Source organism: Kribbella sp. NPDC055071 (genome assembly GCF_053608045.1).
Window position 1 is genome coordinate 38234 of record NZ_JBSGUS010000036.1, and the last position, 18561, is coordinate 56794.

17 protein-coding genes are annotated in these 18561 nt (G+C 68.4%); 5 read left to right on the plus strand and 12 right to left on the minus strand.

What is annotated here, in order from left to right; genetic code table 11:
• Window positions 1-5: 5 nt before the first annotated feature.
• On the minus strand, window positions 6-1526 hold the full coding sequence (locus ACWF4Z_RS35855; RefSeq protein ID WP_452247671.1) for an FAD-dependent oxidoreductase: 1521 nt from the start codon (window positions 1524-1526) through the stop codon (window positions 6-8).
• Window positions 1526-3178, minus strand: a complete 1653-nt coding sequence (locus ACWF4Z_RS35860; RefSeq protein ID WP_452247672.1) for an FAD-dependent oxidoreductase — start codon at window positions 3176-3178, stop codon at window positions 1526-1528. Before ACWF4Z_RS35860 ends, ACWF4Z_RS35855 begins: the two co-directional genes overlap by 1 nt.
• A 165-nt stretch (window positions 3179-3343) precedes the next feature.
• Between ACWF4Z_RS35860 and ACWF4Z_RS35865 the strand changes: the two genes are divergently transcribed.
• The 3 genes from ACWF4Z_RS35865 to ACWF4Z_RS35875 are packed head-to-tail and all read left to right on the plus strand — an operon-like array spanning window position 3344 to window position 6469.
• On the plus strand, window positions 3344-4897 hold the full coding sequence (locus ACWF4Z_RS35865; protein ID WP_452247673.1) for an FAD-dependent oxidoreductase: 1554 nt from the start codon (window positions 3344-3346) through the stop codon (window positions 4895-4897).
• Window positions 4894-5940 (plus strand): LacI family DNA-binding transcriptional regulator, encoded by a 1047-nt coding sequence (locus ACWF4Z_RS35870; RefSeq protein WP_452247674.1) that lies wholly within the window; start codon window positions 4894-4896, stop codon window positions 5938-5940. The genes ACWF4Z_RS35865 and ACWF4Z_RS35870 overlap by 4 nt, the downstream gene beginning before the upstream one ends.
• Before the next feature lie 4 nt (window positions 5941-5944).
• Window positions 5945-6469, plus strand: a complete 525-nt coding sequence (locus ACWF4Z_RS35875; protein ID WP_452247675.1) for a dihydrofolate reductase family protein — start codon at window positions 5945-5947, stop codon at window positions 6467-6469.
• Window positions 6470-6480: 11 nt separating this feature from the next.
• Here ACWF4Z_RS35875 and ACWF4Z_RS35880 read toward each other — a convergent pair whose 3' ends face one another.
• From ACWF4Z_RS35880 to ACWF4Z_RS35925, 10 genes are all read right to left on the minus strand, one after another.
• A complete protein-coding gene (locus ACWF4Z_RS35880; protein WP_452247676.1) occupies window positions 6481-7257 on the minus strand; it encodes a methyltransferase domain-containing protein in 777 nt (258 codons plus the stop codon).
• Between the two features lie 77 nt (window positions 7258-7334).
• Complete coding sequence (locus ACWF4Z_RS35885; RefSeq protein WP_452247677.1) at window positions 7335-7607, minus strand: hypothetical protein; 273 nt, start codon at window positions 7605-7607, stop codon at window positions 7335-7337.
• Window positions 7608-7771: 164 nt separating this feature from the next.
• Window positions 7772-8347 carry a GAF domain-containing protein gene (locus ACWF4Z_RS35890; protein WP_452247678.1) on the minus strand — a complete coding sequence of 192 codons (576 nt, stop codon included), beginning with the start codon at window positions 8345-8347 and terminating at the stop codon, window positions 7772-7774.
• Window positions 8348-8486: 139 nt separating this feature from the next.
• Entirely contained in the window at window positions 8487-9470 is a 984-nt protein-coding gene (gene hemB, locus ACWF4Z_RS35895) for a porphobilinogen synthase (RefSeq protein WP_452247679.1), read from the minus strand.
• A gap of 1 nt (window position 9471) precedes the next feature.
• Window positions 9472-11250: a uroporphyrinogen-III synthase gene (locus ACWF4Z_RS35900; protein ID WP_452247680.1), complete on the minus strand. Its 1779-nt coding sequence runs from the start codon at window positions 11248-11250 to the stop codon at window positions 9472-9474.
• Window positions 11247-12128 carry a hydroxymethylbilane synthase gene (gene hemC / locus ACWF4Z_RS35905; protein ID WP_452247681.1) on the minus strand — a complete coding sequence of 294 codons (882 nt, stop codon included), beginning with the start codon at window positions 12126-12128 and terminating at the stop codon, window positions 11247-11249. The genes ACWF4Z_RS35900 and hemC overlap by 4 nt, the downstream gene beginning before the upstream one ends.
• Entirely contained in the window at window positions 12125-13408 is a 1284-nt protein-coding gene (locus ACWF4Z_RS35910) for a glutamyl-tRNA reductase (RefSeq protein WP_452247682.1), read from the minus strand. Before ACWF4Z_RS35910 ends, hemC begins: the two co-directional genes overlap by 4 nt.
• Window positions 13405-14160: a redox-sensing transcriptional repressor Rex gene (locus ACWF4Z_RS35915; RefSeq protein ID WP_452247683.1), complete on the minus strand. Its 756-nt coding sequence runs from the start codon at window positions 14158-14160 to the stop codon at window positions 13405-13407. The genes ACWF4Z_RS35910 and ACWF4Z_RS35915 overlap by 4 nt, the downstream gene beginning before the upstream one ends.
• Before the next feature lie 143 nt (window positions 14161-14303).
• On the minus strand, window positions 14304-14540 hold the full coding sequence (locus ACWF4Z_RS35920; RefSeq protein WP_452247684.1) for a glutaredoxin family protein: 237 nt from the start codon (window positions 14538-14540) through the stop codon (window positions 14304-14306).
• Complete coding sequence (locus ACWF4Z_RS35925; protein ID WP_452247685.1) at window positions 14537-15985, minus strand: class I adenylate-forming enzyme family protein; 1449 nt, start codon at window positions 15983-15985, stop codon at window positions 14537-14539. The genes ACWF4Z_RS35920 and ACWF4Z_RS35925 overlap by 4 nt, the downstream gene beginning before the upstream one ends.
• A 393-nt stretch (window positions 15986-16378) precedes the next feature.
• Here ACWF4Z_RS35925 and ACWF4Z_RS35930 point away from each other — a divergent pair, with 393 nt between their 5' ends.
• Together ACWF4Z_RS35930 and ACWF4Z_RS35935 are read left to right on the plus strand one after the other, a co-directional pair.
• Entirely contained in the window at window positions 16379-16921 is a 543-nt protein-coding gene (locus tag ACWF4Z_RS35930) for a sigma-70 family RNA polymerase sigma factor (RefSeq protein ID WP_363683870.1), read from the plus strand.
• A 208-nt stretch (window positions 16922-17129) separates the two neighbouring features.
• Entirely contained in the window at window positions 17130-18233 is a 1104-nt protein-coding gene (locus ACWF4Z_RS35935) for a DUF5667 domain-containing protein (protein ID WP_452247686.1), read from the plus strand.
• Window positions 18234-18561 lie beyond the last annotated feature (328 nt).

Here is an 18561-nt window from a genome sequence, read left to right on the forward strand (position 1 = left end):
TAGGGTCAGTCGAGCTCGGGCAGGCTCAGGACGCTGCCGTGCTCGGTCAGGGCGGCGGCGAGCGCCGGGTAGTCGTAGTCCTGGACGGCCTGATCGGTCCGCAGCGACTGAGCCAGCAGCTCCCCCGCGGCCTCGCCGAGCATCCCGTAGTTCGGCTCCATCCGCGCGGACAGGTAGCCGACGTGACTGGCCGAGAAGCAGATCGGTACGACGAGGTTCCCGATCCCGCCGCGGGCCGGGAAGAGCACCTCGGCCGGCAGTTGGTAGAGGTCGACCGGGCCGTTCTTCTCGGTACCGGTGACGGTTCCCTCGCCCACGATCGTGTCGTCGCCTTCGGGGTAGTACTGGACGATGTGGCAGTCGATGCCGTAGTTCCAGCAGCAGACCGGAGTCGCCTTGGTGTTGCCGGGTTTCCGCAGATCGTGCTGGGTGAGCACGGTCTGACCGATCATCCGGCGCGCCTCCCGGATGTAGAGCGCATGCGGAAACCCTTGTCCATAAGGGCTGTCGATGAATTCGTCCGGTGGGAGCCCGAACCTCTGGGTATCCGCCCGAAACGTCTCCGGCAGCGAAGGATCATTGGCCAGCCAGTAGAGCATTCCGCGGTGCCAGCGGACATGCTTCGCGATCACCTCGTCCCGGCGCTGCCAGGTGCCATCCGGGTAGTCCCACGACGCACCCGGGAGATCGAAGCCGATGTACTGCGCTTGGTTGGTTTGGTACTTGTGGTTCGGCAGCAGAGCGGTGTGCGTGACGATGTCCGACAGCCCGTGGAAGCCACGCTGCTCGAGCAACTGACCGAGGTACGTGTAGAGCTTCGCGTCGTAGTCGTCCGGCTGCTCGAACGGCATCCGGTCCGGGCCGGTGTCGAGCACGCCACGGAAGTTGTACGCCTGCGTCTTGTCGTCGCCGGCACCGGCCTTCTCGGTCGGCACGGATTTGACCGGATACAAGGTGTTCGGCCGGAAGGACTGCCGACGATAGGCCCGGTCGGGCAGGAATCCGCCGAGGGGTTCGTCGTACTGGCTGGCCGGTTCGCGACCGACCGCGTACGGGACGCCGGCGGCAGCGAGCAGGTCGCCCTCGTACGACGCGTCCACGAAGGCGCGAGCCCGTCGCCAGCCTTCGCTGGTGCGGACGGCCTGGATCCGGTCGCCGCGGACCTCGACGTCGTCCTTGCCGTGGATGCGTTCGTTGACCAGGACAACGGCTTTCGCATCGTCGAGGAGTTGTTGGGCGATGCCTTCGGCAACCTTCGGCTCGAAGCGGTACTGCGGGCCGTCCGGTCCGCCATCGGCGTCGTACGCGGCTCCGATGCCTTGGAAGAAGCGGCTGTGGGTCAGGCCGGCGAGCGCGGCCAGCGTGTTCGGGGTGTCGCTCTTCACCAGGCCGCCGGCGATGATGCCGCCGACGTGCCCGGTCGGCTCCAGCACCAGGCTGCGGTAGCCCCTGAGCTGGAGTCTGGTGGCAGCCATGATCCCGGCGAGCGATGCGCCGTAGATGATGACGTCGTAGTCGTGATCCATCAGCTGGCTTTCACGCGGCGTTCCGGTGCGGCGTGCACCGGGGTCGGGTTGGATGCCTGCGACGGGCGGGTGCGGGCGATGTCGTCCGGCCATTTCACTGGCACGCCGAGAGTACCGGTGAGGGTGCGTTGCAGATCTTCGGTCTGCTTCACGGCGTCGGCGATCGCGTGCGGCTCGGAGTTGGTGCGCAGGCATTGGGCCGCGAGCGCACCGACGGCCTCGCCGATGCTCCACTCGACCGGATGGAGCCGATAGCAACCATTCGTCAGGTGGGTGGTGCCGATGTTCTTATTCGCCGGCAGGAGGTTGCGGACCCGCTGCGGGATCAGCGCACCCAATGGGATCTGGAACGGGTACACCTCGAGGTTGACGTAGTTCACGCCGGCCGTGCTCGGGTGCAGGTCGATGTTGTAGTGGCCGACACCGACGCCATCGGCGAAGAACTCGGCGCCTTCACCTTCGGGCCGGTCCACGACGGCGACGTGCTGCTCGAGGATCGTCTTCCGCGCGCGGATCCGGCGGGATTCGCGGATGTACGGCGCCATCGCCAGGCCGTCTGCCGTACCTGTGAGATCCGGACGCAGCTTGAGGCCCGGGTATCCCTGGCCGCCTTCGTGGTTCGGCGCCTCGGTCTGCATCCAGTGCAGGTACGACAGGGACAGCTCGCGACAGCGCTGAAGCGCGCGGTCCTTGTCGGTGCCCGGCCCGATCAGGGCGGACTCCCAGTAGTCGACGTTCGGCCAGTTGACCAGGGAGATGTCGGTATCGATCACGGACCGGTCGAACTGACTGCGAGCGCGGATCCGGCGGAAGTGCCACAGGTCGGCGGCATGCGGGAGATCCAGGTCGACCTCGAAGATCCGGTTGTCCCGGCCCTCCATCGTGCGGATGTCGATCTTGCGCCACGACAGCTGCGGACTCGGCCAGAACGGGTCGACGTGGGTCTTCCAGTGGCCGTACGACGCCGGCCGGTCGATGGTGTGGTCCTCGCCGGGGCGGTACTCCAGCGGGAAACACCAGGTGATCGCCTGCTGGTCCATCGGGTCCGCGGTCTCGGCGGCGAACTGCTCGCCGGTCTCGCTCTGCGCCTCGGCGCCGAGCACGTGCTCGACGCCGGCCAGCTCGAGCAGATCGCCCAGCTCGGTCGCGTCGACGATCAGCGGCGCGGTCACGGTGACTCGGTTGCCGTTGCTGTCCAGCGTGACCGAGGTGACGTGGTCGCCGTCGATGGTCGCTGCGATCGGGACGTGGTTGTAGAGGACCGTGATCCGGCCGGCGGAGATGTACGGCATGAGGAGCTCGTCGATCACGGCGACACCGACGCGGGGCTCGTGGCAGAGGCGGCTGACGTTGCCGAGGCCGGGATTGAGCCTCGGCTCGGCCGCGGCGGCCGGAGTCAGCGGGTAGTTGCGGCGGTAATAGTCGCGGATCCGGGTGCGCAGGTCGCGGTAGCCGGACGAGATGTGCCGGCTCTCGATCCACGGGTGCTCGTCGGACGGCACCGCCTGGGACGTCAGCTGGCCACCCAGCCAGCTCGTCTCCTCGGTCAGCAGCACCTGGTGCCCGAGCTTGGCCGCGGTCAGGGCTGCCGCGACACCACCCAGACCGCCGCCCACCACGAGCAGGCTGGTGCTCAGCTCACGATCGCTCACAACACGTCCTCATATCTGCTAATAGTTCAGCATCTTCAGTCTTGGGGAGTTGCGGATCACCGTACGCTCGGACTGCCGCCTCGTGTCAATACCTTGTTGCAGGCGCATTTCGGCGTCGTGAAGTATTTGCTGATTATCAGCAGATCGAGTGATACAACGGTTCGCATGACGCCAGCTCTCGAAGGTCTCCACTACCACCGGCTGCCGCCCGCGTCCGAGCCGACCGACCAGTTGGACGCCGACGTCGTCGTGTACGGCGCGACCTCCGGCGGAGTCACCGCCGCGGTCCGGGCCGCCCGGGCCGGTCTGAGTGTCGTTCTGCTCGCGTTCGACGACCGGGTCGGCGGCATGACCGCGTCCGGCCTGGGTGAGACCGACGTCGGTAATCCGGCGGCCATCGGCGGGTTGGCGCGCTCGTTCTATGCGGAGGTCGCTGCCGCGTACAAGGCGCCGAGTCCGCACTGGAAGGTCGAGGCCGGTGTGGCCGAGGAGATCTTCCTGCACTGGTTGGTCGATGCGGGGGTCGTGCTTCGCCGCCGACGTCACCTGGCAAAGGTGAGTCGGCCGGGTGGACGCATCACGGAGCTCCGCACCGACGACGGATCGACGTACCGCGGGAAGGTCTACATCGACGCGTCGTACGAAGGGGATCTGCTCGCCGCTGCTGGGGTTTCGTACGCCGTCGGTCGGGAGGCGACCGATGTGTACGGCGAACCACTGGCAGGAGTGCAGCGGAGCATCAACCACCAATTCGAGCGACCGGTCGATCCTTACCTCGTACCGGGGCAGCCGTCGAGTGGACTGCTGCCTGGGATCTCAGCCGAGCCGCACGGGCCGATCGGGTCCGGCGATCGGCATGTGCAGGCGTACAACTTCCGCTTGCACGTGACGGATGGGCCGGGACGGCTGCCGTTCCCCCGGCCCGAGGGGTACGACGCGTCCCGGTATGAGCTGTTGCGTCGGTATATCGAGGCCGGCGTCTACGAGTTGTTCGGACGGACCACGCGGGTGCATGGCACTGTGTTCGACATGAACAACCACGGCGCGTTCTCCTCCGACCACATCGGGGCGAGCGACGGATGGCCCGAGGGCGATTACGTACGCCGGGAAGCGCTGTTCCAGGACCATGTCCGTTACCAGGCTGGCCTGCTGCACTATCTCTCGACCTCGCTTGACCTGCCGGCGAAGGTTCGGGAGGCGACGGGCGCGTTCGGGTTGGCACCGGGTGAGTTCGAGACGACGTCGCATTGGCCGCATCAGCTCTACATCCGGGAGGGTCGGCGGATGGTGGCTGGGCATGTGATCACCCAGCACGAGGCGACCGGGCGGACCGTCGTACCCGATCCGATCGCGGTCGCGTCGTACGTGATGGACTCGCACAACGCGAAGCGGGTGCTCGTCGACGGGCATCCGCGCAACGAGGGCAACGTGCAGACACCGCTGGCGAGGCCGTTCGGAGTGTCGTATCGCGCGATCGTTCCGCGTGCTGAAGAGTGCACGAATCTGCTCGTCGCGGCGGCCGTTTCGGCGTCGCATGTGGCGTTCTCCTCGGTGCGGATGGAGCCTGTGTTCATGACCGTCGGTGAGGCGGCCGGGTGCGCGGCAGCGGCCGCGGCCGCCACGGGCGTCGCCGTCCAAGAGGTTGCGTACGACGACCTCCGGCGCGAACTGACCGGGGCAGGTGGCATCGTTGGGTGGCCCAGAGGGGAGGCGGCATGAAGCGCTCGGCTTCACGGCAGGCGGACGTGGCGAAGGCGGCCGGCGTGTCACAGTCGACCGTCTCGATGGTGATGAACGGGACCGCCGACCTGGGTCGGATCTCCGCGGGGACGCAGCGCCGGGTGATGGATGCGGCGCGGCGACTGCAGTACGCGCCGACCGGGCCGCGGCGGCCGGTCGCCCGGACGAGCCCGCATCTGCTCGGGGTGCACACGTTCGAGCCGATCTTCCCGACGAGTTCGCGCGACTACTACTTCGAGTTCCTGCGCGGGATCGAGGAGCAGGCGGCGGTCGACGGGTGCAACCTCGTCCTGTTCACGGCCGCTCCCGACGAGGCCGGCGTACGACGGATCTTCGCGGACGACACGAATCGGCTCCGGCAGGCGTCCGGGAGTCTGCTGCTGGGTCATCATGCCGATCGGGAGGATCTCGCCCGGCTCGCGTTCGAGGGGTATCCGTTCGTGTACGTCGGTCATCGGGAGGTGCCGGGCGCGTCGATCAGTTATGTGGGTGGCGATTATCGGACCGCGACCGGGGAGATCGTCGACGATCTGGTCGCGTTGGGGCATCGGGCGTTCGCCTACCTCGGCGAGGCCGAGCGGGACGAGCCGCAGGTCGATCGGTGGTCTGGGTTCGCCGGGGCGTTGGAGCGGTTCGATCTGCCGGTGCCGTCACCGGTGTTCGACCAGCCGTCCGGGGTGACCACCGCCTGGTTGGATCAGGCGTTGGCGGCCGGGACGACCGCGATCCTGGTCGAGTCGGTCAGCCTGCTCCGGGTGCTCGCGGCGATGATCAGCCTGCGGGGATTGAGTGTGCCCGGCGACCTGTCCGTCGTACTGCTGGTCGACGACGAGAACGAGATCAGCTCGATGCCGTGGGCAACCCTCCAGATCCCCCGCAACGCGATGGGGCGCCGGGCCGTGCGGTTGTTGACGACACTGCTGACCGATCCGGACGGGGATTACGACCGGCAGATTCTGTTGCCGTGCGCCCACTCACTGGAGGGAACCGCCGGTCCGCCGCCACGCTCCGTGGAAAGATAGGTGGGTGAGTTTCCATGCGGCGGTCTTCATTGCGGTCAGTCTCGACGGGTACATCGCTCGCCCCGACGGTTCGATCGACTGGCTTACCGAGCGTGCCGCCCACGCCGGTGACACCGGGTACGACGAGTTCATGGCGTCGATCGACACCGTCGTACTGGGCCGCAACACCTACGAAACCGCACTCACCTTCGACGTCTGGCCGTACGACGGCAAGCACGTAGAGGTCCTCAGCACCACCCTCGCCCCTGACGCGGACGAACGCATCCTGGTCCACCGCACCCTGGACGCCCTGGTGGAAACCCTCAACGATCGAGGCGCCCAACGCGTCTACGCCGACGGCGCCACCGTCATCCACACCTTCCTCGAGGCCAACCTCCTCAACGAGCTGACCATCACCACCGCCCCCGTCCTCCTGGGCGCCGGCATCCCCCTCTTCACCACCCTCCGCGCCGAAATCCCCCTGACCCACAACGCCACCAGAACCCTCAAAGCCGGCTTCACCCAATCCGACTACACCATCCAGCGCTAGCGTGGAGCTGATCAGGGCTTGCGGCCGGCGACGGTGAAGTTGACGCCGCCGGAGCAGAGCCAGCCCTCACGTTCGCCTTGTTCCAGCTCGTCCCAGAAGGCGTTGGCCTCCAGCTCGCCGGCGATCTTGCCGAGACGGTTCGCGAAGAGCAGGCGCATGAAGGCGACCGAGTTCTGGATCACCGTGGTGACCAGGCGGATGTCTTCCAGGCCGGCCGCCATCAGCATGCGCTGGAGGCGGCGGCCCGCGTCCGGGGTCGGCAGGTCGTCGGTGAATCCGCGGACCAACCGGCGTACCAACTCCTTGTCCGAGCTGTTGATGAAGATGGTGCCTGCGTCCATCTCGGAGAGCACGACCACCCCACCGGGTCGTGTCACCCGAACCATCTCGCGGACGGCGTTCTCCGGCTCGGGCATCGCCATCAGTACCCGTTCCGCGCGGGTCCGGTCGAACGTCGCGTCGTCGAACGCCAAGTTGCCCGCATCACCCTGAAGGAACTCCACAGGCGTTTCCGCCGCACGACTCCGAGCCTCGTCGACCATCGCCGTACTGAGATCGACCCCCACCGCACGACCGTCGGTCCCCACCACCCCGGCGATCGCCGTGATGTCGTCGCCCGTACCCGACCCCACGTCCAGGACGCTCATCCCCGGTGCCACATTCAGCAACCCGGCGATCACCGCCTTGGTGTCCAGCTCCCCCGCGATCTCCCGCCGAGCGTCCAGGAACCGCACGAAGTAGTCCCCCGACACCGCATCCACGGCCTTGAATCCCGCCGGATCCTCCACCAGGCACCTCCCCAATCAGCTCTCCCCTGTGCCACCAGAGTGCGCTGACTACATCTCACCCCCGTATCACCCAGATCTCACCCGCGGCCGCGCGGATCCCGAATGTCCGTGCGCGCGTCCCGAAGGCCGCGATCAGTGGCCTCGAGGTTCGCCGTCAGGGTCGTGTGCAGCTCCTCGAGCATCGCCACCTGCTCCTGCCGCGACGTCGCCACCTCTGCATCAGCGTCGGAGAGCTCGAGTTCGGCCTTGAGCGTTGCCAGTTGCCTGCCGGCGTCAGCTACGAGACTGCGGAGAGCCTGAACCTTCTCCGCGACGCCGATCAGCTCCTCGTTCGACGGATGCTCCGGCACGACCGCACTCCCTCTCCACACCGCACGCAGCAGCGGCCACACGCCGCCCCTGGCGAACCGGTCGTCTCCGCGGTCGCACGCAGGAGCCTAAGCCCCCGCCGGATACGGCAGGAGGGCGCCATACCCGGCCGGGGCGGTCGGCACCGCTCCCCCGGCAGACCCCGTCAGCGACGGATTCTGCCGTCAACGTCGCGGAGCGGAGACAGGAGATCGCGATGGAGCCGGCCGATCACGCCGCGCGACTCCATCACCCGGCGAAGCCGCGACTCCTGGCGTCTGGCCGCGATCGCCACCGACGCATGCCGCGCGACCGCGACCGCCGTGCACTGCTCGGTGGGGCCGAACCAGCCCGGGTCCGGCGCGTAGAGCACCAACGCGCCCAGTCCGGCGCTGCGCGCGGACAGCTCAAGGCTGAGCATGCTTCGCAGACCAAGGGCTGCGAGCTCGCGCCCCCAGCCCGGCCAGCGCGCATCGCTGGCGCTGTCCGCAATACACACGACGGCGTCCGTACCGGATGGCAGCAGCCGCGGACCTTCACCGTACTGTTTCTGCAGCCGATCGGCCTCTTCGACGACCCGATCAGACACAACCACCATGCCGCCACCAGCTCCGGCCCCGGCGAGGCCGGCGAAGGCACAGGGAACAACCCGGATCGCCAACTCCAGTACGCCGGTCTCGACAGCGAGGAGATCAGGGGCGGAGCACAACTCGAGGACGCCGTCGCCGCGATAGGAAGACATTGACCCAGCCCCAAGCACAAACCCGCCGCGTGTGGGAGCCGCCAGGTCTGGGGCAGACCGCCAGCGCCGTAATCTACGGCGCGCACATCCCGAATGTACGCCGCCCCGCCCCAAACCGGAACCAGGCGGCGAAGACCGTCTACCCGCGGTCTAGGAGGTGGACGGCCTCGGCGGCCCAGTAGGTGAGGATGGTGTCGGCGCCGGCGCGGCGGATCGAGGTGAGGGTCTCCAGGATCGCCTTGTCGCGGTCGATCCAGCCGTTCGCGGCCGCGGCCTCGACCATCGCGTACTCGCCGGAGATGTTGTACGCCGCAACCGGCACGTTCACGTGGTCCCGGACCTGCCGGATGATGTCGAGGTAGGCCAGCGCAGGCTTCACCATCACGATGTCGGCGCCCTCGGCGACGTCGAGGTCGACCTCGCGCAGGGCGTCGCGAGCATTCGCGCCGTCCTGCTGGTAGGTCTTCCGATCGCCTTGCAGGGAAGAGCCCACGGCCTCGCGGAACGGTCCGAAGAAGGCCGACGCGTACTTCACGGCGTACGCCAGAATGACCGTGTCCACGAACCCGGCCGCGTCCAGCGCCGTACGAACGACTCCGACCTGACCGTCCATCATCCCGGACGGGCCGACCACATGCGCACCGGCGGACGCCTGCGCGACGCCCATCTCGGCATAGATCTTCAGCGTCGCGTCGTTGTCGACCCGGCCCTCGGAGTCGAGCACGCCGCAGTGCCCGTGCGAGGTGAACTCGTCCAGGCACAGATCCGACATGACCAGCAAGGAGTCGCCGACCTCGGCGACCGCGTCCCGGATCGCGACGTTCAGAATCCCGTCCGGATCCAGCGCCCCGGACCCGACCTCGTCCTTGGTCGTGGGTACGCCGAACAGCATCACGCCACCGAGCCCGAGCTGGGCCGCTTCGAGCACGGCCTTCCGCGCGGTGTCGCGGGTGTGTTGCACGACTCCCGGCATCGACGAGATCTCGATCGGCTCGCGCGCGTCTTCCCGGACGAACATCGGCAGGATCAGCTGCCGGGGCTCGATCGTGGTCTCACTGACCAGTCGACGGATCGCGGCCGACTGCCGGAGCCGCCGCGGCCTCACTTCCGGGAATCCGGGCATGTCAGCTCTTCCTACGAGATCCCGAGCGGCGCTCGGACGGACGGGTGACCGGTTCACCGGCCTCTACCATCGTGTCACGCCGGTCCGCACCGAACCGGGCCAGCGCGTCGGCCAGCTCCTCGGCCGACGGCGACTCGGCCATCGCGTCGACGCGCAGCCCGTGCTCCTCGGCCGTCTTCAGCGTGGCCGGGCCGATCACTGCGATCACCGTGGACGCGTGCGGCTTGCCCGCGATGCCGACCAGGTTCCGCACCGTGGACGACGAGGTGAACACGACCGCGTCGAACTTGCCGGACTTGATCGCCTCGCGCGTCGGCGCGGGCGGCGGAGCGGCCCGCACGGTCCGGTACGCCGTGACGTCGTCGACCTCCCAGCCGAGATCGGTCAGACCCGCGACCAGCGTCTCGGTGGCGATGTCGGCCCGCGGCAGGAACACCCGGTTGATCGGGTCCAGCACCTCGTCGAACGGCGGCCAATCCTCGACCAGACCGGCGGCGGACTGCTCACCGGTCGGGGTCAGGTCGGGACGGATGCCCCAGGCACCGATCGCCTCGGCGGTCTTGTCGCCGACCGCGGCGATCTTCAGCCCGGAGAAGGCCCGCGCATCCAGCCCGTACTCGTCGAACTTCTCGCGGACCGCCTTGACCGCGTTGACCGAGGTGAACGCGACCCACTCGTACCGGCCCTCGACCAGACCGCGGATCGCCTTGTCCATCTGCTGCGGGTTGCGCGGCGGCTCGACCGAGATGGTCGGGACCTCTTCCGGCATCGCGCCGTACCGGCGCAGGCGGTCCATCAGCGGACCGGCCTGGTCCTTGGTGCGCGGCACCAGGATCCGCCAGCCGAACAACGGCTTGGTCTCGAACCAGGACAGCGACTCACGCTGCTCGACCACGGCACCGACCACGATCACGGCCTCGCCGGTCACCTTGGCCGCGCGCAGGTCCGCGACGATCGTCTCCAGCGTGCCGACGACGCTGGTCTGGGCGGTCGTCGTACCGCCGACCGTCGCGGCGACCGGTGTGGTGGCGTCGAAGCCGGCCTCGACCAGTGCGGCGACGGTGTCCTTCAGAACGTCGGTCGCGTTCAGGAGAACCAGGGTCTGCTTGCAGTGCAGCCGGGTCAGGTCGAGCTTGGCCTCGGCCAGATCGACGACGGTGACCTCACGGTCGGCCTTCATGGTCAGCGGGATTCCGGCGTACGTCGGAACCGCGCTCACCTCGCTGACACCCGGCACGACGTTGAACCCGATGCCGGCCTTCTTGCATGCGGCCGCCTCCTCGGCGCCGCTGGAGAAGGTGAACGGGTCACCGGTCAGCAGGCGTACGACGTTCGCCGCGGTCTTGGCCGTCTTCACCACCAGGCGGGCGCGGGCGGCGACCTTCAGCGCCCGGCTGCCCTCGGTCCCGGAGCCGTCGACGATCTCGACACCCGGCTTGCAGTACGCCAGGAACGGGTTGTGCTCGGGCCCTTCGACCACGACGGCGTCGGCGTTGGCCAACACGTCGCGGCCGGCCAGGGTCAGCAGGGCCGGGTCTCCGGGCCCGACGCCGACGAACGTGACGTGGCCGAGCGGTCTGGTCTGTTTCACCGTGCTGGTGGCGGCCGCCTTCGCCGGCACGGTCTGAGGTGTCGTGGATGCCGCGGTGGCTGTCTTAGCGCTGCTCACGTCTGCCTTCGCCCTCGTCCTCGTACTGCTCGTCTTGTGCTCGTGCCCGGAAGTGTGGCCAGAATTGTGCCCCGAGTTGTGCGCTGCCGTCGTACCCCGTACCGGTGTCATGTCCGCTCCAGCAACTCGTTCGCCAGCCGCTTGCCCAGGGACACCGGGTCGTCCACCGGCCCGTTCGCGGAGAGCCGCCGTACGCCGTCGTCCTGGCCGAGCGCGCCCCGGAGCCACAGCTCGGGGCCGTCCTCACCGTCGACCACCTCGGCGAGCGCACCGACCGGAGCCGTGCACCCTGCCTCCAGGGTGGCCATCAGTTGCCGTTCCGCTGTCACCGCCGCGCGCGTGGCCGGGTCGTCCAGCTGCGCCAGGGCGGCCAGTACCTCGGTGTCGTCCGCGCGGCACTCGATGCCCAGGGCACCTTGTCCCGGCGCCGGCAGAACCTGGATCGGATCCAGGGTCTCCGTCACCTCGGCGAGTCGTCCCAACCGGGACAACCCTGCCCTCGCAAGCACCACCGCGTCCAATTTGCCGTCGACCACCAACGAGATCCTGGTGTCAACGTTGCCGCGGATCCCGGTCAGCTCCAGGCCCAGGCCGAGAGCCTCGAGCTGCGCGACCCGCCGGGCCGAACCGGTGCCGACCACGGCGCCCGGCGGCAGCTCACCGAGGGTGAGGCCGTCGCGGGCCACGAGTACGTCGCGCGGGTCCTCGCGGAGCGGGGTCGCGCCGACGACCAGCCCGTCGACGGGCTCGGTCGGCAGGTCCTTCAGCGAGTGGACCGCGATGTCGATCTCGTTGGCCAGCAGGGCGTCGCGCAATGCGCTGACGAAGATTCCGGTGCCGCCGATCTGCTCGACCGGCGCCCGGTTCACGTCACCGGTCGTCGTGATCAGGACGAGCTCGACCTCGTGACCCAGCTTCCGCAGTGTGTCGGCGACCAAGGTCGACTGCGCGGTTGCAAGGGCGGAGCGGCGCGTTCCGAGCCGGATCATGCCTGCTCACCTCGGCTCTTCTTCGGAGTGGTCACGGCGTCCACGGTCGCCTGGTCGAGGGCGAACAGTTGCCTGAGTGCATCGGCGTACGTCGGTCCGCCCGGATCGGCCGCGAGTTCTTTCACCCGGACTGTCGGGTTGTGCAGGACCTTGTCCACCACCCGCTGGATGGTCCGCGCGACCTCGTGCCGCTGGGTCTCGTCGAGTCCCGGCAGCCGGCGCTCCAACCGGGCCAGCTCGGAGTCGACCAGTTCGGTCGCCATCGCGCGCAGCGCAACCACGGTCGGTGCCACTGATGCGGCCCGCCGGGTGGCTTCGAACGCTCCGGTCTCCTCGCCGACGATCCGTCGTACCTCGTCGATGTCGTGCTCACTGCCGCCTGCCGTCCCGGCCAGGTCGGCAAGGGTCACCAGCGTGACGCCGGGAATGCGGGCCGCCTCGGGCGCAACATCCCGTGGCAGGGCAACATCCAGCACACCGAACGGTCGCCCGTCCGCCGCGTTCCGGATCATCTCTTCGGTCAGTACGACGCCCCGCGCGCCGGTGCACGACACGACCAGATCCGCGTCGGCCAAGGCCACCGGGACCTCCGCGAGCTGGATCGCCGTACCGCCGATGCGATCGGTCAGCGCGACCGCGCGCTCATAGTTGCGGTTGGCAATGACCACGCTCTGCGCGCCGCCGTTGAGCAAGGTCTGCGCGGCCAACGACGCCATCGAGCCGGCGCCGACGATCAGGGCGCGGCGGCCCTCGAAGCCGCCCACCGCCTCGAGTCCGGCCGAGACGACCGAGCGGCCGGCCGAGTCGATCCCGGTCTCGGCGCGAGCCCGCTTGCCGACCCGCAACGCGTGCTGGAACAGGGCATTGAGGTCGGTGCCGATCGTCTCCAGGTCCTGCCCGAAGCGCAGCGATTCCTTCACCTGGCCGAGGATCTGGCTCTCGCCGACGATCATCGAGTCGAGCCCGACCGCGACCTGGAACAGGTGCGCGACGGCACCTTCCTCGAAGTGCACGTAGAGGTGCTCGGCCAGATCCAGCAGCGGTACGCCGGTGACGTCGGCGAGGATCGCGGTGACCTCGTCCATGCCGGCATGGAAGCGATCGACGGTCGCGTACACCTCGGTCCGGTTGCAGGTCGCCACCACGGCGGACTCCGCGACAGCCGGACTCTGCTTGACGGTCAGGGCCAGCTTGGTCGCCGCGTCCGGATCGAGCGCCACCCGCTCGAGGACGTTGATGTCCGCGCTGCGGTGGGAGATGCCGACGACCAGGTAGCTCATGCGCCGACACCCCCGCCAACGCTCGGCAGATCGGTCAGACCGTTCATCGCTGGTAGTTCGGGCACCTGGGGGAGCGCCGCCTCTCCGGACTTTCGTTGTTCGTGGTACGCCAGGATCTGCAACTCGATCGAGAGGTCCACCTTGCGGATGTCGACGCCGTCGGGCACGGACAGCACCACCGGCGCGAAGTTCAGGATGCTGGTCACCCCGGCCGCGACCAGCCGGTCGCAGACCTCCTGGGCCGGACCGGCGGGCGTGGTGATGACCCCGATCGAGACCCGGTCGGCCTCGACGATCGCCTCGAGCTCGGCGAAGTCGCGCACCTCCATGTCGCCGATCCGCTCGCCGACCAACTTCGGGTCGGCGTCGAGCAGGGCGACGATGCGGAATCCGCGAGTACCGAAGCCGGAGTAGTTCGCCAGCGCGTGACCGAGGTTTCCGATCCCCACGATGACCACGGCCCAGTCCTGGGTGACGCCGATCTCACGGGCGATCTGGTAGCGCAGGTACTCCACGTCGTACCCGACGCCGCGGGTGCCGTAGGAGCCGAGGTAGGACAGGTCCTTGCGCAGCTTGGCCGAGTTGACCCCCGCCGCGGTGGCCAGGTCCTCGCTCGACGCGGTGGCGATGCCACTGTCCGAGAGCGCGGTCAGAGCCCGCAGGTACACCGGCAAGCGCGCGACAGTCGCCTCGGGGATCCCGCGTTCGGTTCTCGTCGGCGGGCCGGGGCGACGGCTGCTGGCACGCGTCACAATTCTCCTGGGAACGGTAGTTCATGCCGCGGTCTGACGGCCGGCGGCGTTCCTTACTCTAGGAGCTTGTGAACGTGAGAACAAAATCGGCACCCGGGCGCGATGAGCTGCCCAAGTGTGCACTGTGATGTGGGAGACACGCACTACCCGATGAGCGCCTTTCGGAGGCGGGCGGCGTCCACTCGCCAGAAGTCGTGCTGCTTGCCGTCGACGAAGGTGACCGGGATCTGCTCGCCGTACTCGGTGAACAGCCGGTCGTCCTGGGTGATGTCGACCTCGGTCCACTCCACGCCGACCTCGGCGCAGACCTGCTCGACGATCGTCCGGGCGTCGTCGCAGAGGTGACAGCCCGGCTTCCCGTACAGCGTGACGCGACTCATCGAGGCGTCGCCCGCAGCCGGCCCTTCGCCACCTTGCCGGTGACCGAGTGCGGCAGGTGGTCGACGACCTCGATCTCGACCGGGCACTTGAACCGGGCCAACCGGGTCCCGGCGTACGCGAGCAGCTCGCCGGGATCGAGCGTCGCATCCGCCTGCGGTACGACGAACGCCTTCACGGCCTCGCCCGTCTCCTCGGACGGTACGCCGATGACCGCGACCTCCCGTACGCCGGAAGCACCCACGAGCACGTCCTCGACCTCGCTCGGGAAGACGTTGAAGCCGGACACGATGATCAGCTCGCGCAACCGGTCGACCAGGAACAGATCCCCGTCGGCGTCGAGGTAGCCGACGTCACCGGTGCGGTACCAACCGTCGCCGTTCGGGCCGTCGACCCCGTCCGGCCAGTAGCCGGAGAAGAGGTTCTCGCCGCGGATCACGATCTCGCCGGCGTCGTCGCCTTCGACGTCCTCGCCCTGCTCGTCGGCGATCCGGAGCTCGACGTTCGGCAGCGGGCGACCGACCGAGCCGGGCTTCGGCTCGGTCTCGCCCAGGGTGGTGGTGACGCCTGGGGAGGCCTCGGTCAGGCCGTAGCCCTGGTGCACGAACAGGCCGCTGGCCTGCTCGAAGCGGTCCGCGAGCCCTCGATCCAGCGTCGACGCGCCGGTGAGGACGACCTTGACCGTCTTCAGCTTGTCCCGCAGGTCCGGGCGGGTCATCAGCGCGAACAGTGCGGGCGGGGCGAGTGGCAGCCGCGTCACGCCGTACCTGCCGACCTGGTCGATGGTGTGCCCGGGCTCGAACCGCTGGTCGATGATCAGGGCCGCGCCGGTGGCGACGGTCCAGCCGAGGACGGCGTTCAGCCCGAAGGCGTGAAACATCGGGAGGACGCCGAGGACGACGTCGTCGGGCCCCATCCGGTCCTCGCCGAGCTCGGAGAGATTCTTCACGTTTGCCATCAGGGCCCGATGGCTCAACATTGCGGCGCGCGGATCTCCACTGGTCCCGGACGTGTAGAGCAGGACGGCAAGCGTCTCGGGGTCGCGCTGCGAAAATAACGGAGCGTTACCTTCGAGCTCGCCGGGCCCGACCGTTCGCAGCCCCTCGATCTTCTCCGCGAGGTCGGCGTCGGCGACCGCGAGACGGGCGCCGGAGTGCTTCACGACGGTCCCGATCTCGGGCTTGGTCAGCCCGGTGTTCAGCGGCACGGCAACGAGTCCGGCCCGAAGAACGCCCAGGTAGGACGTGACGAACTCGATGCTGTTGGCAAGCAACAGCACGACCCGGTACCCCGGCACCAGACCGGCCGCGGCGAACCCCTGTGCGGTCTGGTCGACGGCCTGGTCGAGCTCGCTCCAGGTCAGCCGCCGATCCCCGTCGACCAGGGCGGGACGTTCGCCGTGACGTTGCGCTGTGTCACGAAGAAGGTCCGCGAAATTGACGTTCACCAGGCGAGTCTGTCATGCGTCCGGAGGCGGCCGAGAGGGACCGGCTTGCCCGGAACGGTTGCAGCGGAGCGTGACGACAGATATACAGGTGAACTCGTGGGCGCACTTCTGCTGAACCTCACACTGCAGAAACCGTCCGCGCCGGGGTACCCATGCGCGATGACAACCACCCCGAACAGCAGACTGCGCCGCCGTGCGGCCGCGGTCCGCTGGCGCATTCGTGACGATCGGGACCGGACGGAAGGACGGCACGCCTCGCGCTGTTGACAGCGAGTGGTTCTCACGTAACGCTCGGTGCTGTCTCAGCCGCTGTGGCCAAGCGCGGATGTGTCAGACGACGTGTCAGTTGAACGGGGAGAAACCTTGACGACGCCGGAGCCAAGCCCGGACGGGATGAGACGTGCAGAGCTCGTCGATCGCGCCCAGGCCGGGGACGTCGGTGCCTTCGGTGAGCTGTACGACGAGTACTCGCTCACCGTCTATCGCTACATCTACGCGCGGGTGTCGTCATCGGCACTCGCGGAGGACCTGACCAGCGAGACCTTCGTCCGCGCGCTCCGCGCGCTGGACTCCTTCCGCTGGCAGGGCCGGGATTTCGGAGCCTGGCTGGTCACCATCGCCAGGAACCTGATTACCGACCACTACAAGTCCGGGCGGGTCCGCCTGGAAGTGGTCACGGACGAGATCGAGACGCACGACCGGCAGACCGAGGGACCGGAGGTCGACGTACTGGCCGCCGCCACCGCCGAGGTACTGCGGGACGCCGTCGCGGGCTTGCCCGACGAACAGCGCGACTGTCTGACGATGAGGTTCTTCGCCGGTTTGTCGATCGCGGAAACGGCCAAGGCGCTGGAGAAGTCCGAAGGCGCCGTCAAGCAACTGCAACTGAGGGCCGTACGGCACTTGGCGAAGGTTATCCCCAAGGACTTGAGGTGAGGAGGATGACAACGAATGTCTTTCGTAACCCGTCAGCGAGTTTCCTCGTTCTCCTACGTGAGGACCTGTCGGTAATCCCGGCTGGCCATTGAGGAGAACGAACAACATGAGTGACCTACACAGGGCTCGAGCGCGCGCGGAGCAATTCGCGCACGCCGTCGATCACGGGCCCCGTCACTCTTCGCGACACAGCGATGACCCGGAGCTAGTGGAGGCTGTAGAGCTCGTCGGACGGCTGAGGACCGCCGGCGCAGTTGCCCCACGGCCGGAGTTCAGTGCCGAGCTACGGCACCGCCTGCTGGAACAGGCGGCGGCCCGCGCGGCGACGACGACTCCGACCATGGTGCGCAGCACTCCGGACAGCTCCGACGACCCGCCGAGTGGCGAGGACGTCGACGCGTCCGTGACAGATATCCGCCATCGTCACGGCCGGCGCATCCGGCTCGTGGCCAGTACGGCCGCGCTGGTCCTGCTCGGAGGTGGCATCGGTTCCGCCGCTGCCGCACAGCAGGCGATGCCCGGCGACACCTTGTACGGGATGAAGCGCAGCATCGAGAACGTCTCGACCAATGTGAGCGTCGGCGACGACTCTCGCGGCCGGCGCGATCTCGAGCACGCGATGACCCGTCTGACCGAGGTCCGGCAGCTGGCCGATTCCGGCGGCGATGTCGGCACGATCAACACCACTCTCGACGCGTTCTCGGCGCAGGCCCGCAAGGGTGTGTCCCGACTGGTCGCGTCGTACCAGCAGGACGGCGACAAGACGTCGATCACGGCGATCACGAGCTTCATCACCAGCGCCCGCCAGGCCCTTGGTGAGCTCGCGCCGAAACTCCCGCCGGAGTCGCTGAAGTCCGCCGTGGAGGCGCTGGCCACGATCGAGCAGCTCGCCCAGCACACCACGGTCGCCTGTCCCAAGTGCGACGCTCCGAAGCCGGTCAAGGGCGGCGGCACCCAGCCGAACCGTCCCGGCACCAACCCCGAGCAGACCGAACCGAGCAACCCGGCCAACGGTGGCCCGACGACGAAGCCGTCCACGGTTCCGACGCCGGGAGCAACCACCACGGTGGTGCCGAGCGCACCACCGTCGTCCAAGCTGCCGGATCCGTCGATCGTGCAGGAGTCCAACACTCCACCCACGTCCTTGAAGACACCGCCGAAACCCTCGTCGTCCCACTCGCCGACGACGACCCCGACGGTGCTCCCCTCCGTCCCGAACCCCAGTACGCCGGCATGGCCCTGGCCGTTCCCGAGCACACCACTCATCAACATCCCCGGCCTCCTCCAGACCCTGCTCCCTCCCTGGAACTAGGCCCCCGACCACGAGAAGCCCGGCACACACCCCGTGCCGGGCTTCTCGCCGTTCCCACCCCCCATCAACACCGCCGCTGTTTTGTCGCCGCCTTCGACGGGGGCGCGAGCTGTCGCTCATCTGATGTCGCGCAGAAGATGTGGCGTCGCGAGTCCTACAGACGTCGCGCGGGCGGTCCGCGCGGGGCGGCGCGCTGCGGACGGTCCTACTGCCGCCTTCGGCGGGGCCCGAATGATGGATCCGCCACTCATGCGGTCTGCGCACAGAACGACTGCGGTGCTGCCGGGCCTCGCGGAGGGACCGTGGTCGGGTCAGGCCCTGCGGAGGG

Bases quoted from the DNA above. Each gene is read 5' to 3' on its own strand.
- ACWF4Z_RS35855 (WP_452247671.1), bottom strand. From the start codon at position 1,526: ATGGATCACGACTACGACGTCATCATCTACGGCGCATCGCTCGCCGGG.
- ACWF4Z_RS35865 (WP_452247673.1), top strand. From the start codon at position 3,344: ATGACGCCAGCTCTCGAAGGTCTCCACTACCACCGGCTGCCGCCCGCG.
- ACWF4Z_RS35870 (WP_452247674.1), top strand. From the start codon at position 4,894: ATGAAGCGCTCGGCTTCACGGCAGGCGGACGTGGCGAAGGCGGCCGGC.
- ACWF4Z_RS35890 (WP_452247678.1), bottom strand. From the start codon at position 8,347: ATGTCTTCCTATCGCGGCGACGGCGTCCTCGAGTTGTGCTCCGCCCCT.
- hemB (WP_452247679.1), bottom strand. From the start codon at position 9,470: ATGCCCGGATTCCCGGAAGTGAGGCCGCGGCGGCTCCGGCAGTCGGCC.
- ACWF4Z_RS35900 (WP_452247680.1), bottom strand. From the start codon at position 11,250: ATGACACCGGTACGGGGTACGACGGCAGCGCACAACTCGGGGCACAAT.
- hemC (WP_452247681.1), bottom strand. From the start codon at position 12,128: ATGATCCGGCTCGGAACGCGCCGCTCCGCCCTTGCAACCGCGCAGTCG.
- ACWF4Z_RS35910 (WP_452247682.1), bottom strand. From the start codon at position 13,408: ATGAGCTACCTGGTCGTCGGCATCTCCCACCGCAGCGCGGACATCAAC.
- ACWF4Z_RS35920 (WP_452247684.1), bottom strand. From the start codon at position 14,540: ATGAGTCGCGTCACGCTGTACGGGAAGCCGGGCTGTCACCTCTGCGAC.
- ACWF4Z_RS35930 (WP_363683870.1), top strand. From the start codon at position 16,379: ATGAGACGTGCAGAGCTCGTCGATCGCGCCCAGGCCGGGGACGTCGGT.